Source organism: Phaeodactylibacter xiamenensis (assembly GCF_965229835.1).
GTDB lineage: Bacteria > Bacteroidota > Bacteroidia > Chitinophagales > Saprospiraceae > Phaeodactylibacter > Phaeodactylibacter xiamenensis.
On the sequence record NZ_OZ245931.1, the window covers coordinates 6354328 to 6378020 of the forward strand.

General features: G+C 49.6%; 21 protein-coding genes. 18 read left to right on the forward strand and 3 right to left on the reverse strand.

The window, feature by feature from the left end; all coding sequences use genetic code 11:
* Positions 1 to 25: 25 nt before the first annotated feature.
* The 14 genes from ACO08I_RS24320 to ACO08I_RS24385 all read left to right on the forward strand — a co-directional run bounded on the left by ACO08I_RS24320 (position 26) and on the right by ACO08I_RS24385 (position 15891).
* Entirely contained in the window at positions 26 to 3370 is a 3345-nt protein-coding gene (locus ACO08I_RS24320) for a TAT-variant-translocated molybdopterin oxidoreductase (RefSeq protein WP_421947373.1), read from the forward strand.
* 64 nt (positions 3371 to 3434) lie between these two features.
* Positions 3435 to 4844: an NrfD/PsrC family molybdoenzyme membrane anchor subunit gene (nrfD, locus tag ACO08I_RS24325; RefSeq protein WP_044215531.1), complete on the forward strand. Its 1410-nt coding sequence runs from the start codon at positions 3435 to 3437 to the stop codon at positions 4842 to 4844.
* A 31-nt stretch (positions 4845 to 4875) separates the two neighbouring features.
* A complete protein-coding gene (locus ACO08I_RS24330; RefSeq protein WP_282783529.1) occupies positions 4876 to 5406 on the forward strand; it encodes a DUF3341 domain-containing protein in 531 nt (176 codons plus the stop codon).
* A gap of 25 nt (positions 5407 to 5431) precedes the next feature.
* Complete coding sequence (locus ACO08I_RS24335) at positions 5432 to 6367, forward strand: c-type cytochrome (protein WP_282783527.1); 936 nt, start codon at positions 5432 to 5434, stop codon at positions 6365 to 6367.
* 192 nt (positions 6368 to 6559) lie between these two features.
* A complete protein-coding gene (locus tag ACO08I_RS24340) occupies positions 6560 to 7885 on the forward strand; it encodes a hypothetical protein (protein ID WP_282783525.1) in 1326 nt (441 codons plus the stop codon).
* Between the two features lie 298 nt (positions 7886 to 8183).
* Complete coding sequence (locus ACO08I_RS24345; RefSeq protein WP_421947374.1) at positions 8184 to 9215, forward strand: cytochrome c oxidase subunit II; 1032 nt, start codon at positions 8184 to 8186, stop codon at positions 9213 to 9215.
* A gap of 79 nt (positions 9216 to 9294) precedes the next feature.
* Positions 9295 to 11151 carry a cytochrome c oxidase subunit I gene (locus tag ACO08I_RS24350; RefSeq protein WP_421947375.1) on the forward strand — a complete coding sequence of 619 codons (1857 nt, stop codon included), beginning with the start codon at positions 9295 to 9297 and terminating at the stop codon, positions 11149 to 11151.
* 95 nt (positions 11152 to 11246) lie between these two features.
* Positions 11247 to 12140 (forward strand): heme o synthase, encoded by an 894-nt coding sequence (cyoE, locus tag ACO08I_RS24355; protein ID WP_282777341.1) that lies wholly within the window; start codon positions 11247 to 11249, stop codon positions 12138 to 12140.
* 8 nt (positions 12141 to 12148) lie between these two features.
* Positions 12149 to 12730: a cytochrome c oxidase subunit 3 gene (locus tag ACO08I_RS24360; RefSeq protein WP_044215522.1), complete on the forward strand. Its 582-nt coding sequence runs from the start codon at positions 12149 to 12151 to the stop codon at positions 12728 to 12730.
* Positions 12731 to 12769: 39 nt separating this feature from the next.
* The gene (locus ACO08I_RS24365) at positions 12770 to 13711 is read left to right on the forward strand and encodes a cytochrome c oxidase subunit 3 (protein ID WP_052515653.1); all 942 of its coding nucleotides are present in this window, start codon (positions 12770 to 12772) and stop codon (positions 13709 to 13711) included.
* Between the two features lie 41 nt (positions 13712 to 13752).
* Positions 13753 to 14184 carry a cytochrome C oxidase subunit IV family protein gene (locus ACO08I_RS24370; protein ID WP_052515652.1) on the forward strand — a complete coding sequence of 144 codons (432 nt, stop codon included), beginning with the start codon at positions 13753 to 13755 and terminating at the stop codon, positions 14182 to 14184.
* A 143-nt stretch (positions 14185 to 14327) separates the two neighbouring features.
* Positions 14328 to 14975, forward strand: coding sequence for a hypothetical protein (locus tag ACO08I_RS24375; RefSeq protein ID WP_152604864.1), 648 nt, complete (start codon positions 14328 to 14330; stop codon positions 14973 to 14975).
* A gap of 9 nt (positions 14976 to 14984) precedes the next feature.
* A complete protein-coding gene (locus tag ACO08I_RS24380) occupies positions 14985 to 15560 on the forward strand; it encodes a DUF420 domain-containing protein (protein WP_282777336.1) in 576 nt (191 codons plus the stop codon).
* 58 nt (positions 15561 to 15618) lie between these two features.
* Positions 15619 to 15891, forward strand: a complete 273-nt coding sequence (locus tag ACO08I_RS24385; RefSeq protein WP_282777334.1) for a hypothetical protein — start codon at positions 15619 to 15621, stop codon at positions 15889 to 15891.
* A gap of 75 nt (positions 15892 to 15966) precedes the next feature.
* Here ACO08I_RS24385 and ACO08I_RS24390 read toward each other — a convergent pair whose 3' ends face one another.
* Positions 15967 to 16578: a porin family protein gene (locus tag ACO08I_RS24390; protein WP_282777332.1), complete on the reverse strand. Its 612-nt coding sequence runs from the start codon at positions 16576 to 16578 to the stop codon at positions 15967 to 15969.
* Positions 16579 to 16667: 89 nt separating this feature from the next.
* Positions 16668 to 17090, reverse strand: a complete 423-nt coding sequence (locus tag ACO08I_RS24395; protein ID WP_282777330.1) for a DUF423 domain-containing protein — start codon at positions 17088 to 17090, stop codon at positions 16668 to 16670.
* A gap of 223 nt (positions 17091 to 17313) precedes the next feature.
* On the opposite strand from ACO08I_RS24395, the gene ACO08I_RS24400 reads away from it, so the two are divergent.
* Positions 17314 to 19569, forward strand: a complete 2256-nt coding sequence (locus ACO08I_RS24400) for a hypothetical protein (RefSeq protein ID WP_421947376.1) — start codon at positions 17314 to 17316, stop codon at positions 19567 to 19569.
* A gap of 415 nt (positions 19570 to 19984) precedes the next feature.
* Here ACO08I_RS24400 and ACO08I_RS24405 read toward each other — a convergent pair whose 3' ends face one another.
* On the reverse strand, positions 19985 to 20362 hold the full coding sequence (locus ACO08I_RS24405) for a hypothetical protein (protein WP_282777326.1): 378 nt from the start codon (positions 20360 to 20362) through the stop codon (positions 19985 to 19987).
* A 121-nt stretch (positions 20363 to 20483) separates the two neighbouring features.
* Here ACO08I_RS24405 and ACO08I_RS24410 point away from each other — a divergent pair, with 121 nt between their 5' ends.
* From ACO08I_RS24410 to ACO08I_RS24420, 3 genes are all read left to right on the forward strand, one after another.
* Positions 20484 to 21230, forward strand: a complete 747-nt coding sequence (locus ACO08I_RS24410) for a hypothetical protein (RefSeq protein WP_421947377.1) — start codon at positions 20484 to 20486, stop codon at positions 21228 to 21230.
* Positions 21231 to 21291: 61 nt separating this feature from the next.
* Complete coding sequence (locus tag ACO08I_RS24415) at positions 21292 to 21990, forward strand: outer membrane beta-barrel protein (protein WP_282779879.1); 699 nt, start codon at positions 21292 to 21294, stop codon at positions 21988 to 21990.
* 294 nt (positions 21991 to 22284) lie between these two features.
* Positions 22285 to 23688: a hypothetical protein gene (locus ACO08I_RS24420; protein WP_282784619.1), complete on the forward strand. Its 1404-nt coding sequence runs from the start codon at positions 22285 to 22287 to the stop codon at positions 23686 to 23688.
* Positions 23689 to 23693: the final 5 nt, after the last annotated feature.

Here is a 23693-nt window from a genome sequence, read left to right on the forward strand (position 1 = left end):
TGAATTGAATCTGAAAAAAGTAGCAATGAAGAATAAAAACAATGGTGTTTGGATCGGTGTGGACCAACTGCAAAACGATCCCAGCTACCTGGAAACAAACAAAAACGAATTCACAGAACTGCCTGTCGTTGACACCCTGTCTAAGCAGGGCGCGATGGATACGGAAGCTTCCCGCCGGGACTTCCTGAAATACCTCGGATTTGGCCTTGGTGCTGCCACGTTGGCCGCCAGTTGCGAAATCCCTGTGAAGCGCGCGGTACCCTATGTGGTCAAGCCGGATGAAATCGTACCGGGCGTCGCTACTTATTATGCTTCTTCCTTTGTGCAGGGCGGTGATTACTGCCCCGTGCTGGTGAAGACTCGCGAGGGCCGTCCCATCAAGATTGAGGGCAACACCCTTTCCAATATAACAAAAGGCGGTACGAGCGCCCGTGCGCAGGCCAGCGTGCTCAGCCTTTACGATACCAACCGTCTCGATGGCCCTTACCGGGTGAAAGAGGGCAAGATTCAGCGTTCTGCTGACCGCAATGAGCGGGGCCCGTCCTGGGAGGAAATCGACGGTGAAATTATGGGCAAACTGACTGCTGGTTCCAGCATTCGGATTGTGGCGAACACCATCATGAGCCCAACGACTAAGAAAGCCATTGAAGATTTCAAAGCGGCTTACCCCAATACAGAAGTGGTCATGTACGACCCGGTTTCAAGCTCTGCCATCCTGGAAGCGAACGAAGCTTCCTTCGGTCAGGCGGTGATCCCGGCTTACCACTTCGACAAAGCTGATGTGATCGTTAGCTTTGATGCTGACTTCCTGGGCACCTGGATTTCTCCAACCGAGTTTGCCAACCAATACGCGACCAACCGCCGTATTAAGAAGGTGAAAGGCGCGAAGATGTCCCGCCACATTCAGGTGGAAAGCCACATGAGCCTGACTGGTTCCAACGCGGACAACCGCATCATGGTGAAGCCTTCTGAGCAGGGCGCAGCTATTGTTGCATTGTACAACGCTGTTGCTGCCAAAACAGGTGGTGCCCGTGTTAGCGGACCAAACCTTGAAGGTGCCACGGCTGGCAAAATTCAAAAAGTAGCAGACGAGCTGGTCAGCAACCGCGGCAAGTCCCTGGTGGTTTCCGGCTCTAACAATAAAGGCGAGCAGATCCTGATCAATGCGATCAACAATATGCTCGGCAACTATGGCAGTACCCTGGGCTTCAACGCCGCTTCCATGCAGCGTCAGGGTATGGACAAGCCGGTACAGGACCTGGTGAAGGCGATGAGCGCCGGCCGGGTAGACGCGCTGTTCGTAATGGATGGTGCCAACCCTGCATTCGACCTGCCCAATGCATCACAGTTCCGCGAAGCTGCCTCAAAGGTAGGGCTGAAGGTTTCCTTCTCCATGGTACCTAATGAGACGGTGGCACTTTGCGACTACATCACGCCAACGCACCACTACCTGGAAAGCTGGGGCGATGTGGAGCCTAAGCGCGGCCACTACAGCCTGATTCAACCCACTATCGCACCGATCTTCAATACGGTTGGCCGTCCAGGTAGCCGTCAGACAGAAGAGAGCCTGCTCCGCTGGGCGAAGTACGATATGATGAGCGTGATGGGCGGTAGCAGCACGGACAGCGTTGCAGTTACAGCAAAGTCTAATCCTTACTACGAAAAGTCTAAAGAAGACGTTGGTGCTTTCATCTTCAACTACATGAAGAAGCACTGGCAGGAAAACCTGTTCCCTAAGCAGAGTGGTTTTGCGACCTTCAAAATGTTCTGGGACAGCGTACTGCACGATGGCGTCTTTGTAGCTGAAGATACTACTGATGCACCTGCTTTTGCCGGCGATGTAAACGCTGCAGCCCGCATGGTGCGCAAGCCATCCAATGCCGAACTCGAAATCTCCCTTTTCGAAACCGTCAATATGGGCGGTGGTGTATACAGCAACAACCCCTGGCTTCTTGAGATGCCGGACCCGGTCAACCGCTGTACCTGGGGCAACTACCTGGCTATCCCTGTTGGATGGGACGGTGGCAATGAGTTCACTTCCTTTATGGGGCTGAACCCGGACGAAAGCAAGGGTAAGGCTGATATAGTGGATGTAACCGTGAACGGTACGGCGCAACGCTGCACTGTTGTACGGCAGTTTGGCCAAATGCAGGGCACGCTTGCCATTGCATTGGGCTACGGCCGCACCGAGACAGGCATGCTTGGCCGCGCAATTGGTAATAATGTCGGGGTTGACGTTTTCCCGTGGACTTCCTACGATGAGAACGGCAATGTACAATACTACGCTACTGTAGACAGCGTGTCTGAAAAGGTAGCTGAAGAAGACCGCTTTGCCTGCGTACAGTACCACCACTCTATGGGCCTTACCGGTGAAGATCCAGAAACCGGAGAGGAAATCAACGTCGATGAAAAGACGGTAATGACCATCGGAGAAGGTTTCCAGGGTGGATTGGTTAACCGTTCCATCATCTATCAGGGCAGCTTGTCTGAGCTTGAGGACCTTTCTCATCATATTGAAGAAAAGCGTACCGAGGCACAGAAACTGAACAGCCACACCCTGTACCCTTACGATGAGTACAAGGAGCAGGTATATGATCAGGGCCATCACTGGTCCATGCACATCGACCTGAATGCGTGCATCGGCTGCGGTGCCTGTCAGGTAGCTTGTATTGCAGAAAACAACGTACCTGTAGTTGGCAAGACCGAGGTGGCACGCCACCACGAGATGACCTGGCTGCGGATTGACCGCTACTTCTACGGTGACTATGAGAACCCGAATGTGGTTTATCAGCCGATGATGTGCCAGCACTGCGACAACGCGCCTTGTGAGAACGTTTGCCCGGTAGCTGCAACCAACCACAGCTCAGAAGGTCTGAACCAGATGACCTACAACCGTTGTATCGGTACGCGTTACTGCGCGAACAACTGCCCTTACAAAGTACGTCGTTTCAACTGGCTCGACTACACTACCGCTGACCTGTTTGGTGCCAACGAGTACGACCTGAACGGCGAAGAAGCCATTCCATTCGGTGCGGACAACCTGACCCGTATGGTCCTCAACCCTGACGTGACGGTTCGTTCACGCGGTGTGATTGAGAAGTGCAGCTTCTGCGTACAGCGTATTCAGGAAGGTAAGCTGACGGCTAAGCGCGAGCAGCGTAAACTGCGCGATCAGGACGTGAAGACCGCTTGTCAGACGGCATGCCCAACCGGCGCTATCGTCTTTGGTGACGACAACGACAAGGAAGGCATCCTGGCAGAGCGTCTGGAAAACCCACTGAACTATCTGGTGCTTGAAGAAATCAACACCCAGTCCGCAGTGCGTTACCAGGCACGTGTCAACAACAAGAACGAAGAACTCGATGCATAAAGCTGGTGGGGAGCAGGCTCCCCACCGCCTCTATAATTAAATAACATTTAACGACTCGATTATAATGAGTGCAGTAGTATCTCCAATTCGTGAACCCTTAGTAACCGGTGGTAAGACCTACCATCAGATTACTGAAGATATTTGCTCGCCAACGGAGCGTACGCCGAGCGCTGCCTGGGTGCTGGCTTTCATTGTAGCGGTGACCGGCCTGGCGCTGTTCGTCTTTGGTGTAGCCTGGACGATCTGGCAGGGCATTGGTACCTGGGACCTCAACCGGACTATCGGTTGGAGTTGGGACATTACCAACTTCGTATGGTGGGTGGGTATTGGCCACGCCGGTACACTTATCTCAGCCATTCTTCTGCTATTCCGTCAACGCTGGCGGACTGGTGTAAACCGGGCTGCGGAGGCGATGACCATCTTTGCGGTTATTTGCGCAGGTCAGTTCCCCCTTATTCACATGGGGCGTATCTGGCTGGCGTTTTTCATTTTCCCTTACCCGAACACACGCGGACCGCTGTGGGTAAACTTCAACTCACCGCTGCTTTGGGACGTATTTGCGATCTCGACTTACTTTACGGTATCGCTGTTGTTCTGGTACACCGGTCTGGTGCCTGACTTTGCGACGGTACGTGACCGGGCAAAAGGCATCCGCCGCAAGCTTTATAACTTTCTGTCCTTCGGCTGGACGGGCAGCGCCAAGCACTGGCAGCGTTGGGAAGCACTCTCCCTGGTACTGGCAGGTCTTGCGACGCCACTGGTACTTTCGGTGCACACCATCGTATCCTTTGACTTCGCCACTTCCGTGATTCCGGGCTGGCATACCACGATCTTCCCGCCCTACTTTGTTGCGGGCGCGATCTTCTCCGGTTTTGCCATGGTACAGACCCTGATGATCATGACACGGAAGATTCTCAAACTGGAAGACTACATCACACTTGAGCATATTGAGAGCATGAACAAGGTAATCCTGGCCACCGGAACCATCGTTGGTGTGGCTTACCTGACGGAGCTCTTCATCGCCTGGTACTCCGGGTACATTTATGAGCAGTTTGCTTTTTACAACCGTGTACTGGGGCCGTATTACTGGTCCTACATCGGTATGATGTCCTGCAACGTACTTTCACCGCAGATTTTCTGGTGGAAGAGCCTGCGCCGGAACGTCTTCGTTACCTTTGTGATGTCCATCTTCGTGAATATCGGTATGTGGTTTGAGCGCTTTGTGATTATTGCGACCACACTGGCACGGGATTACCTCCCATCAAGCTGGAGCTACTACGTGCCAACCTGGGTGGAAATCATCATTTTCATTGGTTCTCTGGGGCTGTTCTTTACCCTTTACCTCATCTTCGTGCGTGTAGCGCCAGTGGTTGCGGTAGCGGAAGTCAAGAGTATCCTAAAGGCGGGTGGTGATCAGTACATTGGCCCAAATGCCAATAAAACCCACCACGGCAGCAAAGAAGCCGCCCACTAATCCAATTTGAAGAATCTGTAACGCTAGAATAATGAGCAATCAAAATAAAGATATTCTGTACGGATTGTACAACGACGAGGAGTACCTGCTCAAGGCGGTAGACCATGCCAATGCCGAAGGGCTTGAAATAACAGAAGTGTTTACGCCTTTTCCGGTCCACGGGCTTGATCCTAAGCTGGGCTTTGCGGAAAGCCGCCTGCACATTACCGGTTTTGTATATGGCATGCTCGGTACACTAACGGCTTTTCTGTTCATGACCTGGGTTTTCACCCGGGACTGGCCGATCATTTTTGGAGGCAAGCCTTACTTTTCTGCGCCGGCATTCATTCCGATCACCTTTGAGTTGACGGTACTGTTTGCAGCGGTAGGTATGGTGGTTACCTTCTACATCATCTGTGGCCTTGGTCCGGGCGTCACTATCCCGACGCTGGACGACCGCATTACAGATGATAAATTCTGCATTGCATTTGATGTGACGAATGCAGAAGAATCCCTGACTGAAAAGCTAAAAGGCTTCTTTTCACAAACGGGTGCAGCGGAGGTGAATACCAAGAACATTTAAGAAAGAACTATAAACAACAGATGTGATGAAAAACATCAAGCATATACTTTGGGCATTCGTTGCAGTGGTGGTATTACACTCCTGTGCTCCTGCGGATGGCAACTATCCGGGCAGTGAATACATGCCTGACATGGGGCATTCCATTGCTCAGGAAGCGAACGTCTTTACCGATTATTACTACAATACCTGGGACAGTGCCAGTGTGGTAAAGCTCAAGGAGCTGCCCATTGCAGGTCTGCCTGCTAAAGGTGCCGTGCCCCGTGGTTACGCAGGTGCTTATCTGGCTGCGAATCAGGAAGGCGGCGCCTCTACAGATGCCGTAATGGCCTATATGAATGGCAAAGATCAGATCCAAGGTATCGCGGTGCCCGTCAATGGCTCTGTACCTTATTATTACGAGGATACAGAACCTGAGCGCGAGCGTGCTACTGCTGAGATCATTAATAACCCTTTCCCAATCACTGCTGAAGGGCTGGCAAAAGGAGAGGACCTTTACAATAAGTTCTGCGGCATTTGCCACGGAGAGAAAGGGGACGGCGTGGGCTATCTGGTTTCCGATGAAAACCCCAACGCGGCTTACCCAGCTGCTCCTGCGAACTTCCTGCTTGATCAGTTTCTGGAAGCTTCCAACGGTCGTTACTATCATGCCATTATGTATGGCAAGAACGTGATGGGCGGCTACGCTGACAAAATTTCCTACGAAGAGCGCTGGCAGGTGATCCACTGGATCCGTGCCTTGCAGGCTAAGGAGAAGAAGCTGGAATACAACGCCGAAGCCAATACTCTTAACCCGGAATTTGGTACGCCTGCAAGCGAGGCACCTTCACTGGCACAGAAAATGACAGATGAGGCGGGCATGCCTGCTGAAGCTGAAGGGCACAGCGATGGCGACCACAGCGGGGAAGAAAGTGACCACAGTGGAGATCATAGCCACGGCGACGGTGGTCATGGTAAAAAGTAATTCTGTGAAAGGGCTACACAAGTAGTTTAACGGAAATACATGATACAATTTTCTTTTAGGATTCGCTAAAATTTCCACGCAACCTCCCTTTGGTCAGTTGTATTGAAAACTTTAACGAATCAAAATTGCATCCTTTATTTTTATCCGTCCTTAAGAAAAGCAATCGAAAAAACTATTCAAACAAAATAACTAATGGACCAATTCACGATTACTGGCAATCAGCGGAACGTCCTTTTTGGGTTCATGGGGCTGGGTTTGTTGTGCATGATCATCACCTTTTTTGGTGACGATATGTTCCATACCCGTTTCTGGACGAACTACCTGCACAATTCCGTTTTCTTTACGGGTATTGCATTGATGTCGCTTTTTATCCTGTCTGCCTTTACAACAGCACTGGCTGGCTGGCATACATTGATTAAGCGTATTTGGGAAGCATATTCCATGTTTTTGATACCGGGCTTAATTTTGATGGCAGTTGTGGTAATTGCCACAGTAGGCCACATGCACCACCTGTATCACTGGACCGATGCATCGGAAGTGGCTAATGATCCGATCCTGAATGGGAAGTCTGGCTTTTTGAACCTCACCTGGTTCTCTGCCGGAACGATCATCATCATGGGCATTTGGATCTTTTTTGCCTGGAAAATGCGGCAGCTGTCTCTTGATGAAGACAAGAATGGTGACGCTTCCTTTGAGCACCACCGTAAAATCCGGATTTATTCAGCCGCATTCCTTCCTATTGCAGGATTCTCCAGTGCAGCGGTAATTTGGCTTTGGATTATGTCCATTGATGCCCACTGGTACTCTACGCTGTTTGCGTGGTACACCGGGGCGAGCTGGTTCGTGGCCGCAATGGCTTCCACTATTGTACTGATTGCCTACCTGAAGGGCAAAGGCTATCTGCAGAACGTTACGCAGGAGCACCTGCATGACCTCGGTAAGTACCTGTTTGCGTTCAGTATCTTTTGGACCTACCTATGGTTCTCTCAGTACATGCTGATTTGGTACGGCAACGTCGGTGAGGAAACTGTATACTTCCAGGAGCGTCAGGAGAACTACCCTGTGCTTTTCTACGGTAACCTGCTGCTGAACTTCATTGCGCCTTTCTTTGTACTGATGCGCAATGACACCAAACGTAAGTACGGTACTATGGTTTTTGCATCTGTTGTGGTTTTCTTTGGTCACTGGTGGGATTTCTTCCAGATGATCAAGCCTGGTGCACGACTGACTGCCATGCATGCGATGGAGCATCACGGAGGTGAAGGTGCGCACCATGGAGCAGAGCACGGTGCAGAGCTTGCCGGGCACACCGAAGCAGCTATGCACGCTATGCCATTCGAGATGGGCTTTACCATCCCTGGCTTGCTTGAACTGGGAACGATGCTGGGCTTTTTGGCTTTGTTCATCTATGTAATTTTGAATCAGCTGTCTAAAGCACCGCTGACACCAAAGAACGATCCTTACCTCGAGGAGTCTCTGCACCATCATGTAGAGCTGCACGGGGAAGAGGCACACTAAACAAAGAGGTTCAGCAGGAACTGCAAAAACTGGTTTATTTAGACTGATTCTAAACAAAATTAGTCTGAAATCAGAAACGGGGTTAAAGCTGTTGAATGAGTGTATTTTAGCAACAGCAAGAAGAATTGATTACACACAAAATCAGATAAAGAATAATGACTGCTTTATTCGTACTACTTTGCGTTATTCTCATTGGCATTATTGTCGTTCAGATCGGCAAGGTGACAGAGCTGGCGGGTAAATTCGCGGTGAAGAGGAAGCACAGGAGCGGACCAACCGTACACAGGCGGGCTACTCCATGATTTTCATGATTGTGTTCCTTCTGGCTTGTACCGTGTCTGCCATTTATTATAAGGACAGCATGCTATGGTATGGTCCTAATGAATCTGCTTCTGCTCACGGTAGCAGCATTGATTACATTTTTAATATCACACTGTTCTTCACGGGCATTGTATTCTTCATCACACAGATACTGCTATTCTACTTTGCTTACAAGTACCGCGCACGCCGTGGCTCAAAGGCAGAGTACATTTCGCACAACAACCGCCTGGAGGTGATTTGGACTGCCATTCCTGCGGTAGTAATGACCTTCCTCGTAGTTGGAGGGCTTGATGCCTGGAATGACGTAATGGCTGATGTGGAAGAGGGTGAAGATTATATCGAAATCGAAGCGACAGGTTATCAGTTTGCCTGGCACCTGCGCTATCCCGGGCCCGACGGAAAGCTGGGTGCGCGGGATTACAAGATGATCTCAGCGACTAACCCACTTGGTCAGGTATGGTCAGATGAGAAAAACCTGGATGATTTCCACCCGAGTGAGATTGTACTGCCAGTAGGTAAGAAAGTGCGTGTGCGGATTACTTCCCGCGACGTTTTACATAACTTTTACCTGCCTCACTTCCGTGTAAAAATGGATGCTGTGCCAGGTATGCCGACTTACTTTGTTTTCACTCCGACAACGACTACAGAGGAGTACCGTGCGAAGCTTGGTGCTCTGAATGACCGCGGAGAACCTCAATACCCGGAGTGGCATGCACCTTTGGATCCTGAGGACCCTGAAGGCCCGACAAAGTTTGAAGATTTCAACTTTGAACTGGCTTGTGCAGAGCTTTGTGGCAAGGGCCACTACGCGATGCGCCGCGCAGTCCGTATTGTTTCGGAAGCGGAGTACAAAAACTGGCTTTCAGAACAGCAGTCTTACTATGATTCTACCATCAAAGGTACAGAGGACGATCCTTTTGCTGCTGAAACAGCAGAAGAGGAAGCCGAACTCACAGATGCCAGTTCGATTCAGGAGGAAGCTCCCGAGGGTGACGGTTCTGCCGAATAATTCCGGAACAAGAACCAGGCATTTGTGTTAGAGTATTGCAAGAACGATTAGAACGGATAACAATAAAATTTTTCAGCAGATGGCTAATGTTGCAGACAAGCCGCTAGTACACGAAGACGATCTTTTGATCGAAGAGTACGGTTACGATGATCACTTTCATGACCATCACCACGGCGATAAATTTCAATCTAATTTTGTAACAACTTATTTTTTCAGTCAGGATCACAAGATGATCGCTAAACAGTTCCTGATCACAGGTATGTTTTGGGCGATTATTGGTGGTCTGATGTCTCTCGTTTTCCGTCTTCAGCTGGGTTTCCCGGAGGAAAATATGGCATGGCTGAAGCCGGTACTGGGCAAATGGATTACCGTAAATGATGCGGGCATTGGCTCACTGGCACCTGAATTCTACTATGCACTGGTGACGATGCACGGTACCATACTGGTATTCTTTGTATTGACCGCCGGTCTGAGTGGCACATTCTCCAACCTGCTTATTCCGTTGCAGATTGGTGCAAGGGACATGGCTTCCCCATTCATGAACATGCTTTCCTACTGGTTCTTTTTCCTGGCAGGAGTGGTCATGTTTTTCTCTTTGTTCCTGAATACAGGACCGTTTGCAGGCGGTTGGACGGCTTACCCGCCGTTGAGTGCGCTGCCTCAAGCCTCCAGTGGTTCTGGTGCAGGTATGACTCTATGGATTGTAAGCCTTGTTTTCTTTGTGGTATCGGTGCTGCTTGGCGGTATCAACTATATCACTACTGTTCTTAATATGCGTACCAAGGGTATGAGCATGTGGCGTATGCCACTGACCATCTGGGCGTTTTTCATTACCGCCATTATTGGTCTGCTTTCGTTCCCCGTTCTGGTATCTGCATTCCTGCTGGTTACTTTTGACCGCAGCCTTGGAACGAGTTTCTTCCTTAGTGAAATTTTCATTGGTGGTCAGGCGCTTGACCACGTAGGTGGCAGCCCGATTCTGTACCAGCACTTGTTCTGGTTCCTGGGTCACCCTGAAGTATACATCATCATCCTGCCGGCAATGGGTATTGTATCGGAAGTACTTTCTGTACATTCCCGTAAGCCAATCTTTGGATACAAGGCGATGGTTTACTCTATTTTGGCAATTGCCTTCCTGTCCTTTATTGTGTGGGCGCACCACATGTTTATGTCAGGTGTGAATCCATTCATCTCGAATTTCTTCGTGATTTTCACCCTGATTATTGCAGTGCCATCAGCAGTAAAGGTGTTCAACTGGATTGCAACCCTCTATGGCGGTAACGTCCGCTTTAACTCTGCCAGCTTATTTGCCATTGGTTTCGTATCCATGTTTATCTCTGGTGGTTTGACAGGTATTTTCCTGGGTAACTCCGCCATTGACATTCAGCTGCACGATACTTACTTCGTTGTTGCTCACTTCCACATTGTGATGGGTGTTGCGGCCTTCTTTGGTATGTTCGCGGGGATTTACAACTGGTTCCCCAAGATGTATGGCCGTTTCATGAATGAGACCCTTGGCAAGTTGCACTTCTGGGGTACGATAGTGGGTGCTTACGCTGTATTCTGGCCTATGCACTACCTTGGTATGGCAGGTGTGCCACGTCGTTACTACCGTTTTGACAGTTTCGCAGCCTTTGGCTCTTTCGACCTGATGAATCAGTTCATTACTATAGCTGCGATCATCACCTTCGGCTTCCAGCTGTTGTTTGTAGTAAACTTCTTCTACAGCATCTGGAAAGGTAAGAAGATGACTGACCGCAACCCATGGAAAGCTTCAACGCTGGAGTGGACTACTCCGATCGAGGGCATCCACGGTAACTGGCCAGGCAAGATTCCTACTGTTCAGCGGTGGGCATATGACTACGGCAAGGACGGTAAGGATTTCATTCCTCAGATTCAGCCAGTTGGCGCTGATGAGTCTAAGGATGAACACTAATCTAAGCCGGCAGTCAAGCTAAAATTATAAATTCACTTTGCAGGAGGTAGCCTTCAAGTACAGGGTCTACCTCCTGTAATACAATAGGTACAGACGTGTCTACAAGAGCAGAACAATTAAGTTGGGGCAGCCTGATGCTGCGTAAGGTAAAGGACTACCATATGCTGGTGAAGTTCCGCCTTACCCTTACTGTTGTTTTTTCATCGGTAGTGGCTTTCGCTATTGCAGCGGATGTTCTGCACTGGGGCGCTGTAGCTATTCTTGCTGCAGGCGGTTTTTTAGTAACTGGTGCAGCAAATACACTGAATCAGGTACTTGAAAAAGATTACGACCGTTTGATGAAGCGTACGGCTGACCGTCCTTTGGCGGCAGGTCGCATGACCGTCTCAGAGGCGGTGATGTTTGCCGGGCTTCAGAGTTTGTTTGGCATCACCCTGCTAGCGATGTTCAATCCATGGGCGGCGTTTTTTGGGACGTTTTCGCTGGTGCTGTATGCTTTTCTTTATACCCCGCTCAAGCGCATTTCACCCGTTGCGGTTTTTGTTGGGGCTATACCCGGTGCATTGCCTACGCTTATTGGTTGTGTGGCGGCACAGGGTACGCTTACTCCTTTGGCACTAAGCCTGTTCACACTGCAGTTTCTATGGCAGTTCCCTCACTTCTGGTCTATTGGCTGGCTTGGGTTTGAGGATTACGACAAAGCAGGCTATAAGTTGGTGCCCAAGAGCGGGCAGCAGCCAGATCGTTCGATCGCGCTGCAATCTTTTATTTTTGCGCTTTGCCTCGTGCCGGTAGGGTTGTTTCCCTACTGGATGGGTGTTAGCGGCGTGGTATCTGCCGGGATTGTCGTTGTTTTATCCCTGGCTTACGCAGGATTTAGCTGGAATTTTTACCGTAAAGCGGACCGGAAGTCAGCCTTGATGCTGATGTTCTTTTCTTTTCTGTACATTCCTGTTTCCCTATTAGCCTTTTTTGCAGATAAAATTTAGGTTTAATTATGAATGCAACTGTGGCAACTGAATATACAAGAAGTAAAATCCATCCCAAGAAATTTGCATTAGGCGTAGCCTGTGCGAGTATTTTGATGATGTTTGCTGCTTTCACAAGCGCCTATATTGTGCGTCAGGCAGCGGGCAACTGGCTGGAGTTCCGTTTACCGGACATTTTCTACATTAATACGTTAGTTATTCTGCTGAGCAGCGCAACAGTGCACGGCTCTTACCTTGCGTTTAAGCGGGGTAAAACGCAGGCTTACCGAGTATTGCTGGTGTTTACTTTAATTTTGGGGCTGGCTTTCTTAGCTTTGCAGTATCAGGGGTGGCAGACGCTCACCGCTATTGGTGTGGAGCTTACTACCAACCCTTCCGGCTCCTTTGTGTATGTGATCTCCGGTGTTCATGCCGCGCATATACTGGGTGGGATAGCAGCTTTAATTGTGGCGATCATTCACGCTTTTGCTTTAACGCATAAGGTGACACCCGCCCGGAAGCTGCGTTTTGAAATGACATTAATCTATTGGCATTTTGTAGACTTTCTGTGGGTGTACCTGCTGGTATTTTTTACCCTGCAGCAGTCTTAATCTCAACTACAACTGAAACAAACAAAATAGATAAGACCGATGGCGACAACAGATTCCGTAATGGAAAAACAGGATTTGGACAATCAGGGCGGTTCCTCCTGGGATGGAGGTGAAGCGCCATTTAAGGCGAGCTATGGCAAGCTGATGATGTGGTATTTCCTGCTTTCTGATGCTTTTACGTTTGCAGGTTTCCTTATTGCATACGGTGCGTTGCGTTTCAGCAGCCCGACCTGGCCTGTTCCTGACTTCGTTTTCTCAACAGCGCCATTCGGCGTACATCACGCTCCGCTGATTTTCGTAACGATCATGTCATTCCTGCTGATCATCAGCTCCGTGACGATGGTACGTGCCGTGCAGGAAGGGCACCGTGAGAACAAAAACGGGGTTGTTTTCTGGATGCTACTGACTATTATTGGTGGTATTGGCTTCCTAAGCTGTCAGGCATGGGAATGGACTAACCTGATCGCTACAGAGCATATGACGGTGAATGTCAATCCATTCGGAACACATGTGGAGTCTGGCGTGTATCTGGATGCTAATGGCAAAGAAACGGATGAAGTATTCGAAGCCGGAGATAGCTATCTGATTCACAAGGCGGGTGCTGGTCATGGTGAGGATCATGGCGAAGGAGACCACGCTGAGCATGACTACACGCAGGGTGACCACGCAGGATACTTTGTGAACTCGGACAACTTCCTGCAGCGCAAGTACCTGGTAACAGACGGTCCGGATGCAGGAGAGGTGAAAATGCAGCAATTCGGCCCTAAGGCGTTTGGCGCATTATTCTTCTTTATTACCGGTTTCCACGGTTTCCACGTACTTTCGGGTGTGGTCTTCCTGATCATTATTATGGTCAATGCAGGCAGCGGCTTGTACATGGCCCGTAAGAATGGCCACGAGATGGTAGAGAAGATCGGCCTGTACTGGCACTTTGTAGACTTGGTGTGGGTATTTGTATTCCTGGTATTCTACCTCCTTTAATGACCCACTTTGTTGTTCACCCAAAAAAATAGCTATCAATAATGGGACACTTATCCTACGAAGATTCAAAGAAATTGGTTTATAAAGGTCTGGTACTTCTGGCCGTGGTCACTTTGATAGAAGTATTCTTTTCACTTCTGGGCAAGGGCCACGTCATCGGCGGGCTGGAAGATATCAGCTGGCTGGGTTACGTGGTAGGGCTCGTACTCATCGTACTGTCGCTCTACAAGGCGTACTACATTATTTACGAATTCATGCACATGCGGTACGAAGTGAAAGGTCTTGCGCTGAGTGTGCTTTTGCCTACTGTACTGCTGGTTTGGGCACTGATTGCTTTTTTCCAGGAAGGAACAGCCTGGAAGCAGCGCCGTCAGCAAATCGAAGATAAAGACAAAGAGAAGGTAGAAGAAGTGAAGAAAGATGATCTTCAGGGTTTCCGGAAGGATGCTGCAACCATCGAATTCAAAGGTTAAGCTTTTACGTTCTAATACGCCTGTACAACAGGCATCTGCTGAAGGGTGAGAAAATTAGTTTTCTCACCCTTTTGTTATAGGATGAAACCTTCAACAATCCCCGGTTTCCAGTGTTTTTCTCAAAACTATAGCACAACAAGCATATGGCGAAGAATAAGATGAATCTGATACAAATCGGCGGTTTATTATTACTGTTGGTTGTTTTACCACTGGGATCCTGGTACTACCTGCAAACGGGGCTAAACTACCGGATTCAGGCGCTCAATGAACTTAAAGATATTGCTCCTCTCGCTGATTTTGAACTCGTCAATTACAACGACTCTCTTGTGAAAGCAGAGCGCTTTGCTGATCAGCTGGTCGTTGGCCATTTCTACACCGGCGCAAACAAGGAGGCTTATTTTGACCTGCTTCAGCGTATGGAAGAGCAGTTCGACGAACGCAAAGATGTTTACTTCCTGACTTTCCGTGCAGGTACGGATATAGCCACCCGGGCCGAATCAGCGCAGCTGTTGCTCGACAGTAAGGTGGAAGACCCCGAGCAGTTTTTCTTTTTGCACGGGGATGCTGCTCAGATAGCCGGACTTGCGAAAACGATGAAACTTGACGGCGCCGTACAATCGGGTAGCTTGGTGGACAATGCCCGGTTATTTTTTGCGGACAGCGCGATGGTACGCAGCACTTATGATATGAACAACGCAGAAGATTTGAAATTACTCATAAAGCACATTACTCTAAACTTACACCCCATCGAAGAGCCGGATATCATCTTTGAGCGGGAAACTGAAAAATAAGCACAAGAAATGGCAGATTTACAGCTCGAGAAAAAACTCAATGTCGGCGCGTGGATTGTCACGGCAGCCGTATTGATTCTGGTAGGCGTTATGCGGCAGGTGAAAATTCCTTTGCCTGATGGAGTTGACCTGGGCTTTTTGGCACCCTTTCATGCCGGCGTGAATGCGCTGACTGCGGTCACCCTGGTCATTGCACTTTACTTTATCAAGCAAAAGCAGGTGGAAGCTCACCGGAAGACTATGATGGTGGCGCTGGGGTTGTCGGTCTTGTTTTTGCTTTCCTATGTTGCTTACCACTTCACCACCCCTGAGACTATATTCGGAGATTTGGACGGTGATGGCTCGCTCAGTGCCGAGGAGCTTGCAGCGGTAGGCAGTACGCGGACTTTTTACCTGATCATTTTGCTTACCCACATTGTATTAGCTGCGGTTAGCCTGCCTTTTATTTTATTCACCTTCATCCGGGCGTACACTGGTCAGTTTGACCGGCACCGGAAGATGGCCCGGTGGGTATGGCCCATTTGGTTTTATGTAGCGGTGACGGGACCGGTGGCTTATCTCATGTTAATGCCATATTATCCATAGGGTGAAACGTAAATGGGAGGGGAAACGTTATCTTTATGTGACTTAACCGGAAAGTATTATGAAAAATAAGATCATCAAGCTATTCAGTATCCTTGCCCTGGCAATGACCTTAAGTGTGGCCACAGCGCCCGATGCATTGGCACAGTGCCCGATGTGCCGTATGTCTGCCGAAAGCAATCTCAAGAATGGAGGCACCGATGGGAAAGGGTTGAATAACGGCATTTTGTATATGCTGGCAACGCCTTACATGCTTATTGGTGTGATTGGCTTCATTTGGTGGCGCAACCGCCGCAAAGAAGATGAGGAAGAGCCTGAATTGGCAGGCGAGTAAGCTTTGTAGAAGCAAAAAGCGGCTTGCTGCATCTGTGCAGCAAGCCGCTTTTTAATTACAATCTGTCCGGTAGGCTTACAAGGGAAGCATTAGGCCGGCAGAAATTGCATAGGACCGGTTTCTGACTTCTATATCATCGTTTTCATTTACATCAGTAAGGCCAAGCAGGTAGCGGACGTCAACAAAGAGGTAGCTTTTTCCAAGCGGCAGCTGAACACCCGCTGCAAAGTTGGCAGTCCAGTCCCCCCGTTTGAAGGTTTCCTCTTCATCAAAATCAATGTCCAGTCCTCCCACTTCTCCGCTCAGTAAATAGCTGTAGGATGGGCCGGCACCAAGGTAAGCGCTGAGTTGCTCACTGCTGCCTGTTTTCAATTTGAGAATTCCGCCGACATCCAGGTAGTTCAAGGTGACGGAAGGAGCGAGGTCAAGGATACCATCATCGCCACCGTCGAATCCCCGTTGAATATAGCTTACTTCAGGTTGGATGGCGAAATAATCGCCCAGTCCCAGTTCCAGTGAACCACCGAAAAGGACAGAGGTACGGTTGTCAAAATCAGGCTCGTTGTCGCCATCTACCTTAGCGTTGGCAAAAGTAGCGCCTATACGAGGCCCCAGATAAACACCCTGTGCGCTCAGGAATTGGATGCAAAGCCCAATCAGGGTAACAGTTACAAATACCTTTTTCATTAGAGATTGTTTTTTGGTTCGGTATTGCAACGGGAAGCATCCTTTGTTTGTGCGAAGTGAGATGTTAAGGTTCGCGGCTGTGCCTGTAATCAGCCCTCTTCACTGCCTTTGCGGCGGTAGGACTTTTCATTTTTCTGGAATGTAGCCAGTATGAAGCACGCCCAGCCGGCTATAAAAGCCACACCACCCACGGGAGTGACGGGGCCAAGTACCGAAGTGTTTAGGCTGAATAACTCGCTTATTGCGAGCAGGTACAAGGAGCCGGAGAACAAAACGATACCGGCGATGAAAAGCCAGCCGGCGGCTGTGAGGAGTTTATTTTTGCGCCAGTACAGCAACAGCCCTACCGCGAGGAGGGCAAAAGCATGATAAAACTGGTACCGCACACCGATTTCAAAAGTATTAACACTTGCGGCATCCACCGCATTTTTCAGGCCATGTGAACCGAAGGCACCTAGTGCGACTGCGAGCAGGGCCATCAAACCACCGAGTCTTAGAAATGGTTTTCTCATAGAGTTTGTTATTGAGTCAATAAAAAGCGTGCAATAAGTGACCGGTCAATCAGAGCGATCTCATTTAAAATGGGTCGGTGTTGCAGGAGTGTGTTGCGGAGTAATTCTGGCAATATATCGATTAGTAATTTATCCTTGTACAGTTGAGGAGGCAGTACCGCCTGCAACTGCTATTGTGTTCCGATCGTTGCCTAGCGAAGATAAGGATTTTTCAATAATTGATATGCTGGTAGCGGACAAAATGACATTGGTGGTGGAGCTAAAGCGCGGCCGATCAGACATTTTGAGTATCGACTCTGCCTGGGAGGATGGGCTTTGGATGTTGCAACAAATAGGCACCGGCACTTACGGTTGGTCAGTGGCTAAGCGCGGTGGCCTACCTGTAGCAGCCCGGAGTATTGCTGCTCAGGAGCCGGTCTCAATCTACCGGGGCGTGCCTTTATATGCCCTCTCAGGGCGGATATGGGTAGCACAGTACCGCAACCTCTGGCTAGCCGGCACACAGTCACGATTAGTGGAAGCGATGATAGCAGCCTTAGAGGGCGGGCAAAAAGAATGGCAGGGTGTTGCGGATACTGGGATTACAGTATCAGTAGAGAACCTATCGGCTTTTTTCAGTGGTAGGGCAGGCGGTGCTCTGTCTGCATGGCTTCAGGAGCTTGAAAAATCGGATTATCAGCTTCACCTGACTGCTTTAGGGCGTGAGCGGTTACAGGTTCGTGGGCGGTTGCATTCCCGGGATAATCGGAGTGCTATTCCGTCCATGGAATCGATTGCTGAGCACTTGCCAATACAACTGGCCTGGAGTACTGCTGCTCCTGCCGTGGCTATATCAGAGCAGAATCCCTTATCCCGTTTTATAAACCCGTGGTTGGGCAAGCACAAGGTAGTTGCACAGCTGGCTCTTCCGGGGGAGTATCCTGACAATCGGGTACTACTGCTTTCGGTTAATGGAGGGGATCCATCCGATTATCTTATTCAGTTGAGTTCAGAGCTGGGTGTGCTGGAAGAATTTTCCTATCAAATGTTTGAAGTTCGTCAGGTGTTGGGTGATGGTTTATTCAGCTCTTTTATTCGGGGAGGGCTTCGCAACCCGTACATTGTGTTTCTTGGAGATTATGTAGCCCTGAGCCCTTCCCGGGCAGGCATAGAGCAGGTGATGAATGCCCGTGCATTGGGGCTTTCTCTTTTGCAGGATGCCACCTTCAATAACCGGGTCGCGCTGGATTCCACCAAAAGGCCTGCTGCATGGTGGTACAGTCATCACGGGCGATCAGCCCGGCTTGTCGATCAGTTGATGATAGGGGAAGACATAGGGGCAGGCACTTTCTGGAGTGGCTGGTCCTCCACCACCGGGGCAATTTATGAAGATGGATCAATCAGCCTGGATAGCCGCAGGCAAGAGCAGCGTTCTGGTTTGGCGGCGGCGCTGGTATGGCAATTACCACTGGAGGAAACCATTATTGCTGGTCCTTTTTTGTTAGAGCAAAGCATTCTGGTTCAGGAGGCAAGCAGTGGTTTGGTTTGCCGGGGCCTGGAAGGGAACGTTCGCTGGGTTTATCCGCTTCGGGACAGTATCCAGGGAGCGCCGCAGCCCCTGTATTTAGATGGAGGACGAAGAGCCGGCATTGCTTTTGCTGCCGGTGATCAGGTACATGTTCTGGACTGGCAGGGAAAAGCGCATGCTCCTTTTCCACTAAGGGTTCCCTCGGGTATTCAGTCCCCTCTTGAGGTAAGCGTGCTGGAACAACCGGTAGTTTATGCTCTTTGGGTCGCTAGCCGGGATCAACGCATATATGGGTACGATCAGGACGGCCGTTTTTTGACCGGCTGGGGGCCTAATCAGGTGGCCGACACGCTGGTTTCCTTTCCTGTTCAGCATTCGCAGTATCAGGGGCAAGATTATATAACTGTGCTATCGGAAAGCGGCCGTCTTTATCTCTTTGACCGTCTCGGCCGATTGAAGCTCGATACATTACCACTTCGTGCGAAAGCCATTTCTCCTCCTTATCTGCGGTTGGGGCCTCAACAACAGCGTATTGCTGTGGGTCAATCTGATGGTTATGTGCAGGTTTTTAATCTGGAAGGGCAGACTTTCCGGTTATCGCTTATGCCCAATCATGAGGGAGCTGTACAGTTTCGGTTTGAGGATATAGTGGGGGATGAGCGAGGCGATTATTTGATGTGGGACAACGCTTCTCTGCGCCTGTTCAGTTACGAAGGCACGGATTTCCGGGAAGTACAAAAATGGTCGGTAGGGGCGCCCCTGCACAGCGTACAATATAAGGAATGGAAAGACGAAGGTCTGTTGATGGGGTTTAGTGCTGATGCCCGCAGGTTATGGGTGCTCGGCATGGATGGCAAGGTACAGCCGGGTTTCCCGGTAGCGGCTGATGCACCGGCCGCTGTTTTGGCGGAGGAAGAGCGGTTGCTTATCCTTTGTTATTATGAAGGGAGCTTGTATTTGTATGAGCTTTAGAGAGTTTGGAGCTCGTTCCTGTTGCAAATCAACGCTTTATGAACCCCGTAGAAATGCGGGGCAAGCTCTGACTTCCTCAGTAAATTTTCATTTAGCCCGCTAAGCTCAAATTTAGTGACTTCGCCAGAATCATAAATCCTTGATTTTCATGAGGGAACCGCTCCAAAAAAGCTCTTAAAATCGGAAGCGAGAGCTATGATTTTTTAATTATGGGTTGCACAAGAATAAAAAAAAGCCTAAATTAACATTGTAAGCGAAGACGCGCTTGTCTGGTGATCGCAACAAAGCACTTTAGGAGGAGTAGGCTTTGCGACTTATGGTCGGCGAAGCCTTTTGCAAATGGTTACAGGATTATTTTAGGTGTAGTTGTAATTCTTTGATTATCAATGCTCAATTGGTCCGGTTGTCCATTTTGTTACGCTCCTCGTTTTACGATAAGAATTTCCTGATTTGAAAACTCCATCCAGCTAAAGTCATAGACATGGTGGTAGGTTTTGCCCCGTGAATTGACGGAATAGCCGGTGATGTATTTGTAGTTGAATTTTTTCTTATCCAGTTCTGAGCGGTTGACTTTGCGCTGTGTGAGATTCCCATCCATAATTTCAATTAGGATAGACCGGTTTCGATGGAGGATTTTATCGGTCTGCTGCACCGCTTCGGATGTAGCTTTGCGCAAGCCCACGTGGTAGGCATTTTTACAGGTAGAAGAGCAAAAGACTTTATCGGCCCTGCCTTTGATTGGCAGTCCACAAATTTTGCAGGTACGCTTTTCGGTAGAGGGCGGCGTTTTCATAGGTATTGATTGGATTATTGCTTTGTTAAGGTAAGAGGTTTTGGAGAAAAAACAGCAATAAAATCAGGTAAAGCAGGTTTTAAAATTGATGTGGACCCTCAAAATTTAATAACTGCCTGCCATGAAAAACCTAAGTTTCTCCTTATTCGGGAGTGTTATCTTCCTTCTTTTATCCTCTGCAAGCGATTTGTGCGCGCAATACGGCCGTTCCGGTTGGCGGCAGCAAGACGCCTTTGATGTAGTGGTTGGTGGAGACTTCGGTTTTCACCTGATCAGCGGCAACACCGCCGACGAAGCTGCCGCAGCGATGATCAGCAACCGGCAAGGCTATGAGAATAATAAGCTCAATTACCGTTTGGGGTTCAATTACTATTTGGGGCTCAGCCCTTCGCTGGCCATCAAAGCAGGCGCACGCTATGCCAATCCTGGCTTTACGACAAGCCCGGTAGAATCCTTTGACCCGGCACAAGACATTAATACGGTCGGGAAGGAATTCGAGCCCTTTGGATCAGAATACCGGTATGAATATCAGATGTTTGAATTTCCACTTGGGGTGAAATATACGCTGATCAACTCCATCTGCGAGCCCTACTTCGAAGCGGGTATTTCCCCTGCCATTTACTGGCGCACTGTAGTACAACAGCGTTCCTACGAAGGCGGCACTTCGGTTACTGAGGTCCGGGAGTCTATGAACCGGCTCAATTTTATTGGTTTTTTATCGGTAGGCGGCAACCTCAATCTGACACAGTCGCTTTCCGGCTTCACTCAGCTTATAGGCCGCTATCAGTTAAACAGCCTTCGTAAAGGGCCGGTACAGGAGCGCATTTTAGGGCTGGGGCTGGAGATGGGGCTACGGTATTATTTGTAAGGGGATGTCAGATCATTTACTGACTTTCGGTAGTTAAAATCATACATTTCAGCTTTAAATCATGTCCGGTAAATCACGGTTTTTCCTTCTAGCCCTGCTCCTGTTTGTTGTTGATCTGTCCGCTCAAAGCTGGACTTACGGACTCGAGGGTGGGATAGGCATGGATGAGTATAAAGACGAAGTGTTTCGCTCTCGTGCCACTACCGAATTTGAATCTTCACGAATACCTGTATTTTCCGCAGGAGGCTTTCTTCGGTACAAAAAAAGCCAGCATTGGTTTTTTGAATCGGGGTTAGCCTTAAGCCGGGTACACCGGAAGTATCGGTATGCCTTCGACAGTGACTTCACCTACGGATTAGCCCGGGTAGTGGAGAACAGGAACAGCAAGGCTTACACGCTGACCATGCCCCTTTCCATAGGGTTTGAATATAGCTTTTTGAGGATAAACCTCGGTTGGCGCTTTTCCAGGATATTATGGCGCAATGAAAGCAAGTCAGAGCTATCTCTGAGTTATTACGGTGAAGACAAAGTGGAGAAAGGCAGATTGTATGTTCCGGGCCAGCGTACGACCTTTTCAGAGCCCTTTTTGAAATGCAGTGCAGCAATAAAGCCCGGTCTTGAAGTATACGGCATGTTCTTTCGTTATCGCTGGAATTATAGTTATGAAGCTATTTTTGGACGTTGGCGGTTTGCAGTGGGCGCACTATACACGCTTGGTGCATTTGATTTAGGGGGGCGCGCTACGGAAGTGAAGGACTAAGATTATACACACAATCCACTAGCTTTAGCATATTCAGCTAGAATTTCTTACCTTTTAGTGAAGCAGTCGTACCGGAGTATTTTGGTCGAAAAGGTTTTCAGTATTACGTTAACCGTTTTTTATCAAACAGACCAGGCTTGATTATGGGAAATGCAAAAGCAGGGCTCATTTTGCTACTAGTGATGTTTAGCTGTAGGCTGTTCAGTTTGATGCAAAATCAGCCCTACGTATTTTGCCAAGCAAAAGTATGCCCACACTTCCGTAGCTTTAGAGTTCGACCAAAAAAACACATTAATGTGGGCACGACTCAAAGCTACGATAAAACATTCAAGGTCTCAAGCAAAAGAGCAGACCATCGGGCGCCGTCGCCTGAAAGGCCAAATCAAAGACCGGGATGCAAAAATAGCCCGTCAGGACGCTGAGATTGCCCGCCTGCGCAAGATTGCAGAGCCGGAAAAAGTCTTTAACCATTCCTACCCGGCCCAGATGATGGTGCTGGCCGTTTATATAGTGGTGCACGCTGGTGGCTCTTTACGCTGTGCGGCGAAGAGCGCAGCGTTTTTTGCCCAAATGATGGGCTGGCCCTTATACGGTAAGCCCAGCCCTACTACAATCCGCAACTGGGTTTTGCGCTGCGGCTATTACGCCTTGGAGTATACCCGCGATTTGCAAGGCGATTATGTAGTCATCATTGACGAGAGTATCCAAATCGGCAAAGAAAAGCTCTTGCTCATGCTGGGCGTCAAAGTCGATGCCGGCCAGTGTTACAGCGCCCCGCTGTGCGGCCTGGACGCTGAAGTGCTCGGCATGGAGGTGCAGAACTCTTGGACGGGCCCCTTCATCGCCCGCTTTATCCAGGACAACCTCAGCCGGTATCCTGGCCTGAAGCTAAAGTACGCCGTAAGCGACCAAGGCACGTCTTTGCTGGCGGCTATGCGCAGCCTGAGCCTGCCCCGGGCCAGTGACTGCAGCCATGTGATGATGAACGCCGTCAAGGATATCTTTGGGCAAGATGAAGCCCTCAGCGAGCTAAGCGCCTCAATCGGGCAACTGCGCAGGCGGCTTATGCTCTCAGATTGGGGCGGGTTGCTGCCGCCTACCTTACGGGACAAAGACCGCTTCCTGAGAATTTTCACTATCGTCGAGTGGGCAAACCGCATGGATGGCTACTGGGCCAAGCTGCCGGCCGTGGCGCGTCGGCACATCGCATTTTACCGTAAGGCCTGGCCTTTACTGCGGCGCTTGCGGCAGGTCAGGGAGTTGATTGCCATCGCGTCGGCTATCTTGAAAACGGCAGGGTTAAGCGAGCACAGCTTTCAACGCTGGCAGCAAAGTGCCGCCCAGTATTTGAGTGCCCAAAAGGTAGCCACCAAACAAGCCAAGGCATTCGTTGCCAAAATAGATGCGTACTTTGCCGCCCATGCCGGATTATATAAAGGGTGCAGCCAGATCATTTGTTGCTCCGATATTATCGAGAGCACCTTCAGCCGCTACAAAAACAAAGGGGGGATGAAGGCCATTAGTGCCGATGTGCTCAGTGTCGCTTTGTACAACCGGGAAATCACCAGCGGGTTTGTCCGCAGTGCGCTGACCAGCGTCAGTTGCCTGGATGTGGAAGAGTGGCAGCAGGATAACGTCTGCCACAACCGCTACGGGCTGCGAAAATCAATGGACCGAGAGCTAAAATCCCTAGGGTGAGAACC

What these genes read in the sequence shown, in the direction of transcription:
- ACO08I_RS24350 (WP_421947375.1), top strand. Translation starts at nt 9,295, where the DNA reads ATGGCTAATGTTGCAGACAAGCCGCTAGTACACGAAGACGATCTTTTG.
- ACO08I_RS24380 (WP_282777336.1), top strand. Translation starts at nt 14,985, where the DNA reads ATGGCAGATTTACAGCTCGAGAAAAAACTCAATGTCGGCGCGTGGATT.
- ACO08I_RS24415 (WP_282779879.1), top strand. Translation starts at nt 21,292, where the DNA reads ATGTCCGGTAAATCACGGTTTTTCCTTCTAGCCCTGCTCCTGTTTGTT.
- ACO08I_RS24335 (WP_282783527.1), top strand. Translation starts at nt 5,432, where the DNA reads ATGAAAAACATCAAGCATATACTTTGGGCATTCGTTGCAGTGGTGGTA.
- ACO08I_RS24345 (WP_421947374.1), top strand. Translation starts at nt 8,184, where the DNA reads ATGATTTTCATGATTGTGTTCCTTCTGGCTTGTACCGTGTCTGCCATT.
- ACO08I_RS24375 (WP_152604864.1), top strand. Translation starts at nt 14,328, where the DNA reads ATGGCGAAGAATAAGATGAATCTGATACAAATCGGCGGTTTATTATTA.
- nrfD (WP_044215531.1), top strand. Translation starts at nt 3,435, where the DNA reads ATGAGTGCAGTAGTATCTCCAATTCGTGAACCCTTAGTAACCGGTGGT.
- ACO08I_RS24365 (WP_052515653.1), top strand. Translation starts at nt 12,770, where the DNA reads ATGGCGACAACAGATTCCGTAATGGAAAAACAGGATTTGGACAATCAG.
- ACO08I_RS24360 (WP_044215522.1), top strand. Translation starts at nt 12,149, where the DNA reads ATGAATGCAACTGTGGCAACTGAATATACAAGAAGTAAAATCCATCCC.
- ACO08I_RS24420 (WP_282784619.1), top strand. Translation starts at nt 22,285, where the DNA reads ATGTGGGCACGACTCAAAGCTACGATAAAACATTCAAGGTCTCAAGCA.
- ACO08I_RS24320 (WP_421947373.1), top strand. Translation starts at nt 26, where the DNA reads ATGAAGAATAAAAACAATGGTGTTTGGATCGGTGTGGACCAACTGCAA.
- ACO08I_RS24390 (WP_282777332.1), bottom strand. Translation starts at nt 16,578, where the DNA reads ATGAAAAAGGTATTTGTAACTGTTACCCTGATTGGGCTTTGCATCCAA.
- ACO08I_RS24400 (WP_421947376.1), top strand. Translation starts at nt 17,314, where the DNA reads ATGCTGGTAGCGGACAAAATGACATTGGTGGTGGAGCTAAAGCGCGGC.
- ACO08I_RS24405 (WP_282777326.1), bottom strand. Translation starts at nt 20,362, where the DNA reads ATGAAAACGCCGCCCTCTACCGAAAAGCGTACCTGCAAAATTTGTGGA.
- ACO08I_RS24370 (WP_052515652.1), top strand. Translation starts at nt 13,753, where the DNA reads ATGGGACACTTATCCTACGAAGATTCAAAGAAATTGGTTTATAAAGGT.
- ACO08I_RS24410 (WP_421947377.1), top strand. Translation starts at nt 20,484, where the DNA reads ATGAAAAACCTAAGTTTCTCCTTATTCGGGAGTGTTATCTTCCTTCTT.
- ACO08I_RS24385 (WP_282777334.1), top strand. Translation starts at nt 15,619, where the DNA reads ATGAAAAATAAGATCATCAAGCTATTCAGTATCCTTGCCCTGGCAATG.
- ACO08I_RS24395 (WP_282777330.1), bottom strand. Translation starts at nt 17,090, where the DNA reads ATGAGAAAACCATTTCTAAGACTCGGTGGTTTGATGGCCCTGCTCGCA.
- ACO08I_RS24340 (WP_282783525.1), top strand. Translation starts at nt 6,560, where the DNA reads ATGGACCAATTCACGATTACTGGCAATCAGCGGAACGTCCTTTTTGGG.
- ACO08I_RS24330 (WP_282783529.1), top strand. Translation starts at nt 4,876, where the DNA reads ATGAGCAATCAAAATAAAGATATTCTGTACGGATTGTACAACGACGAG.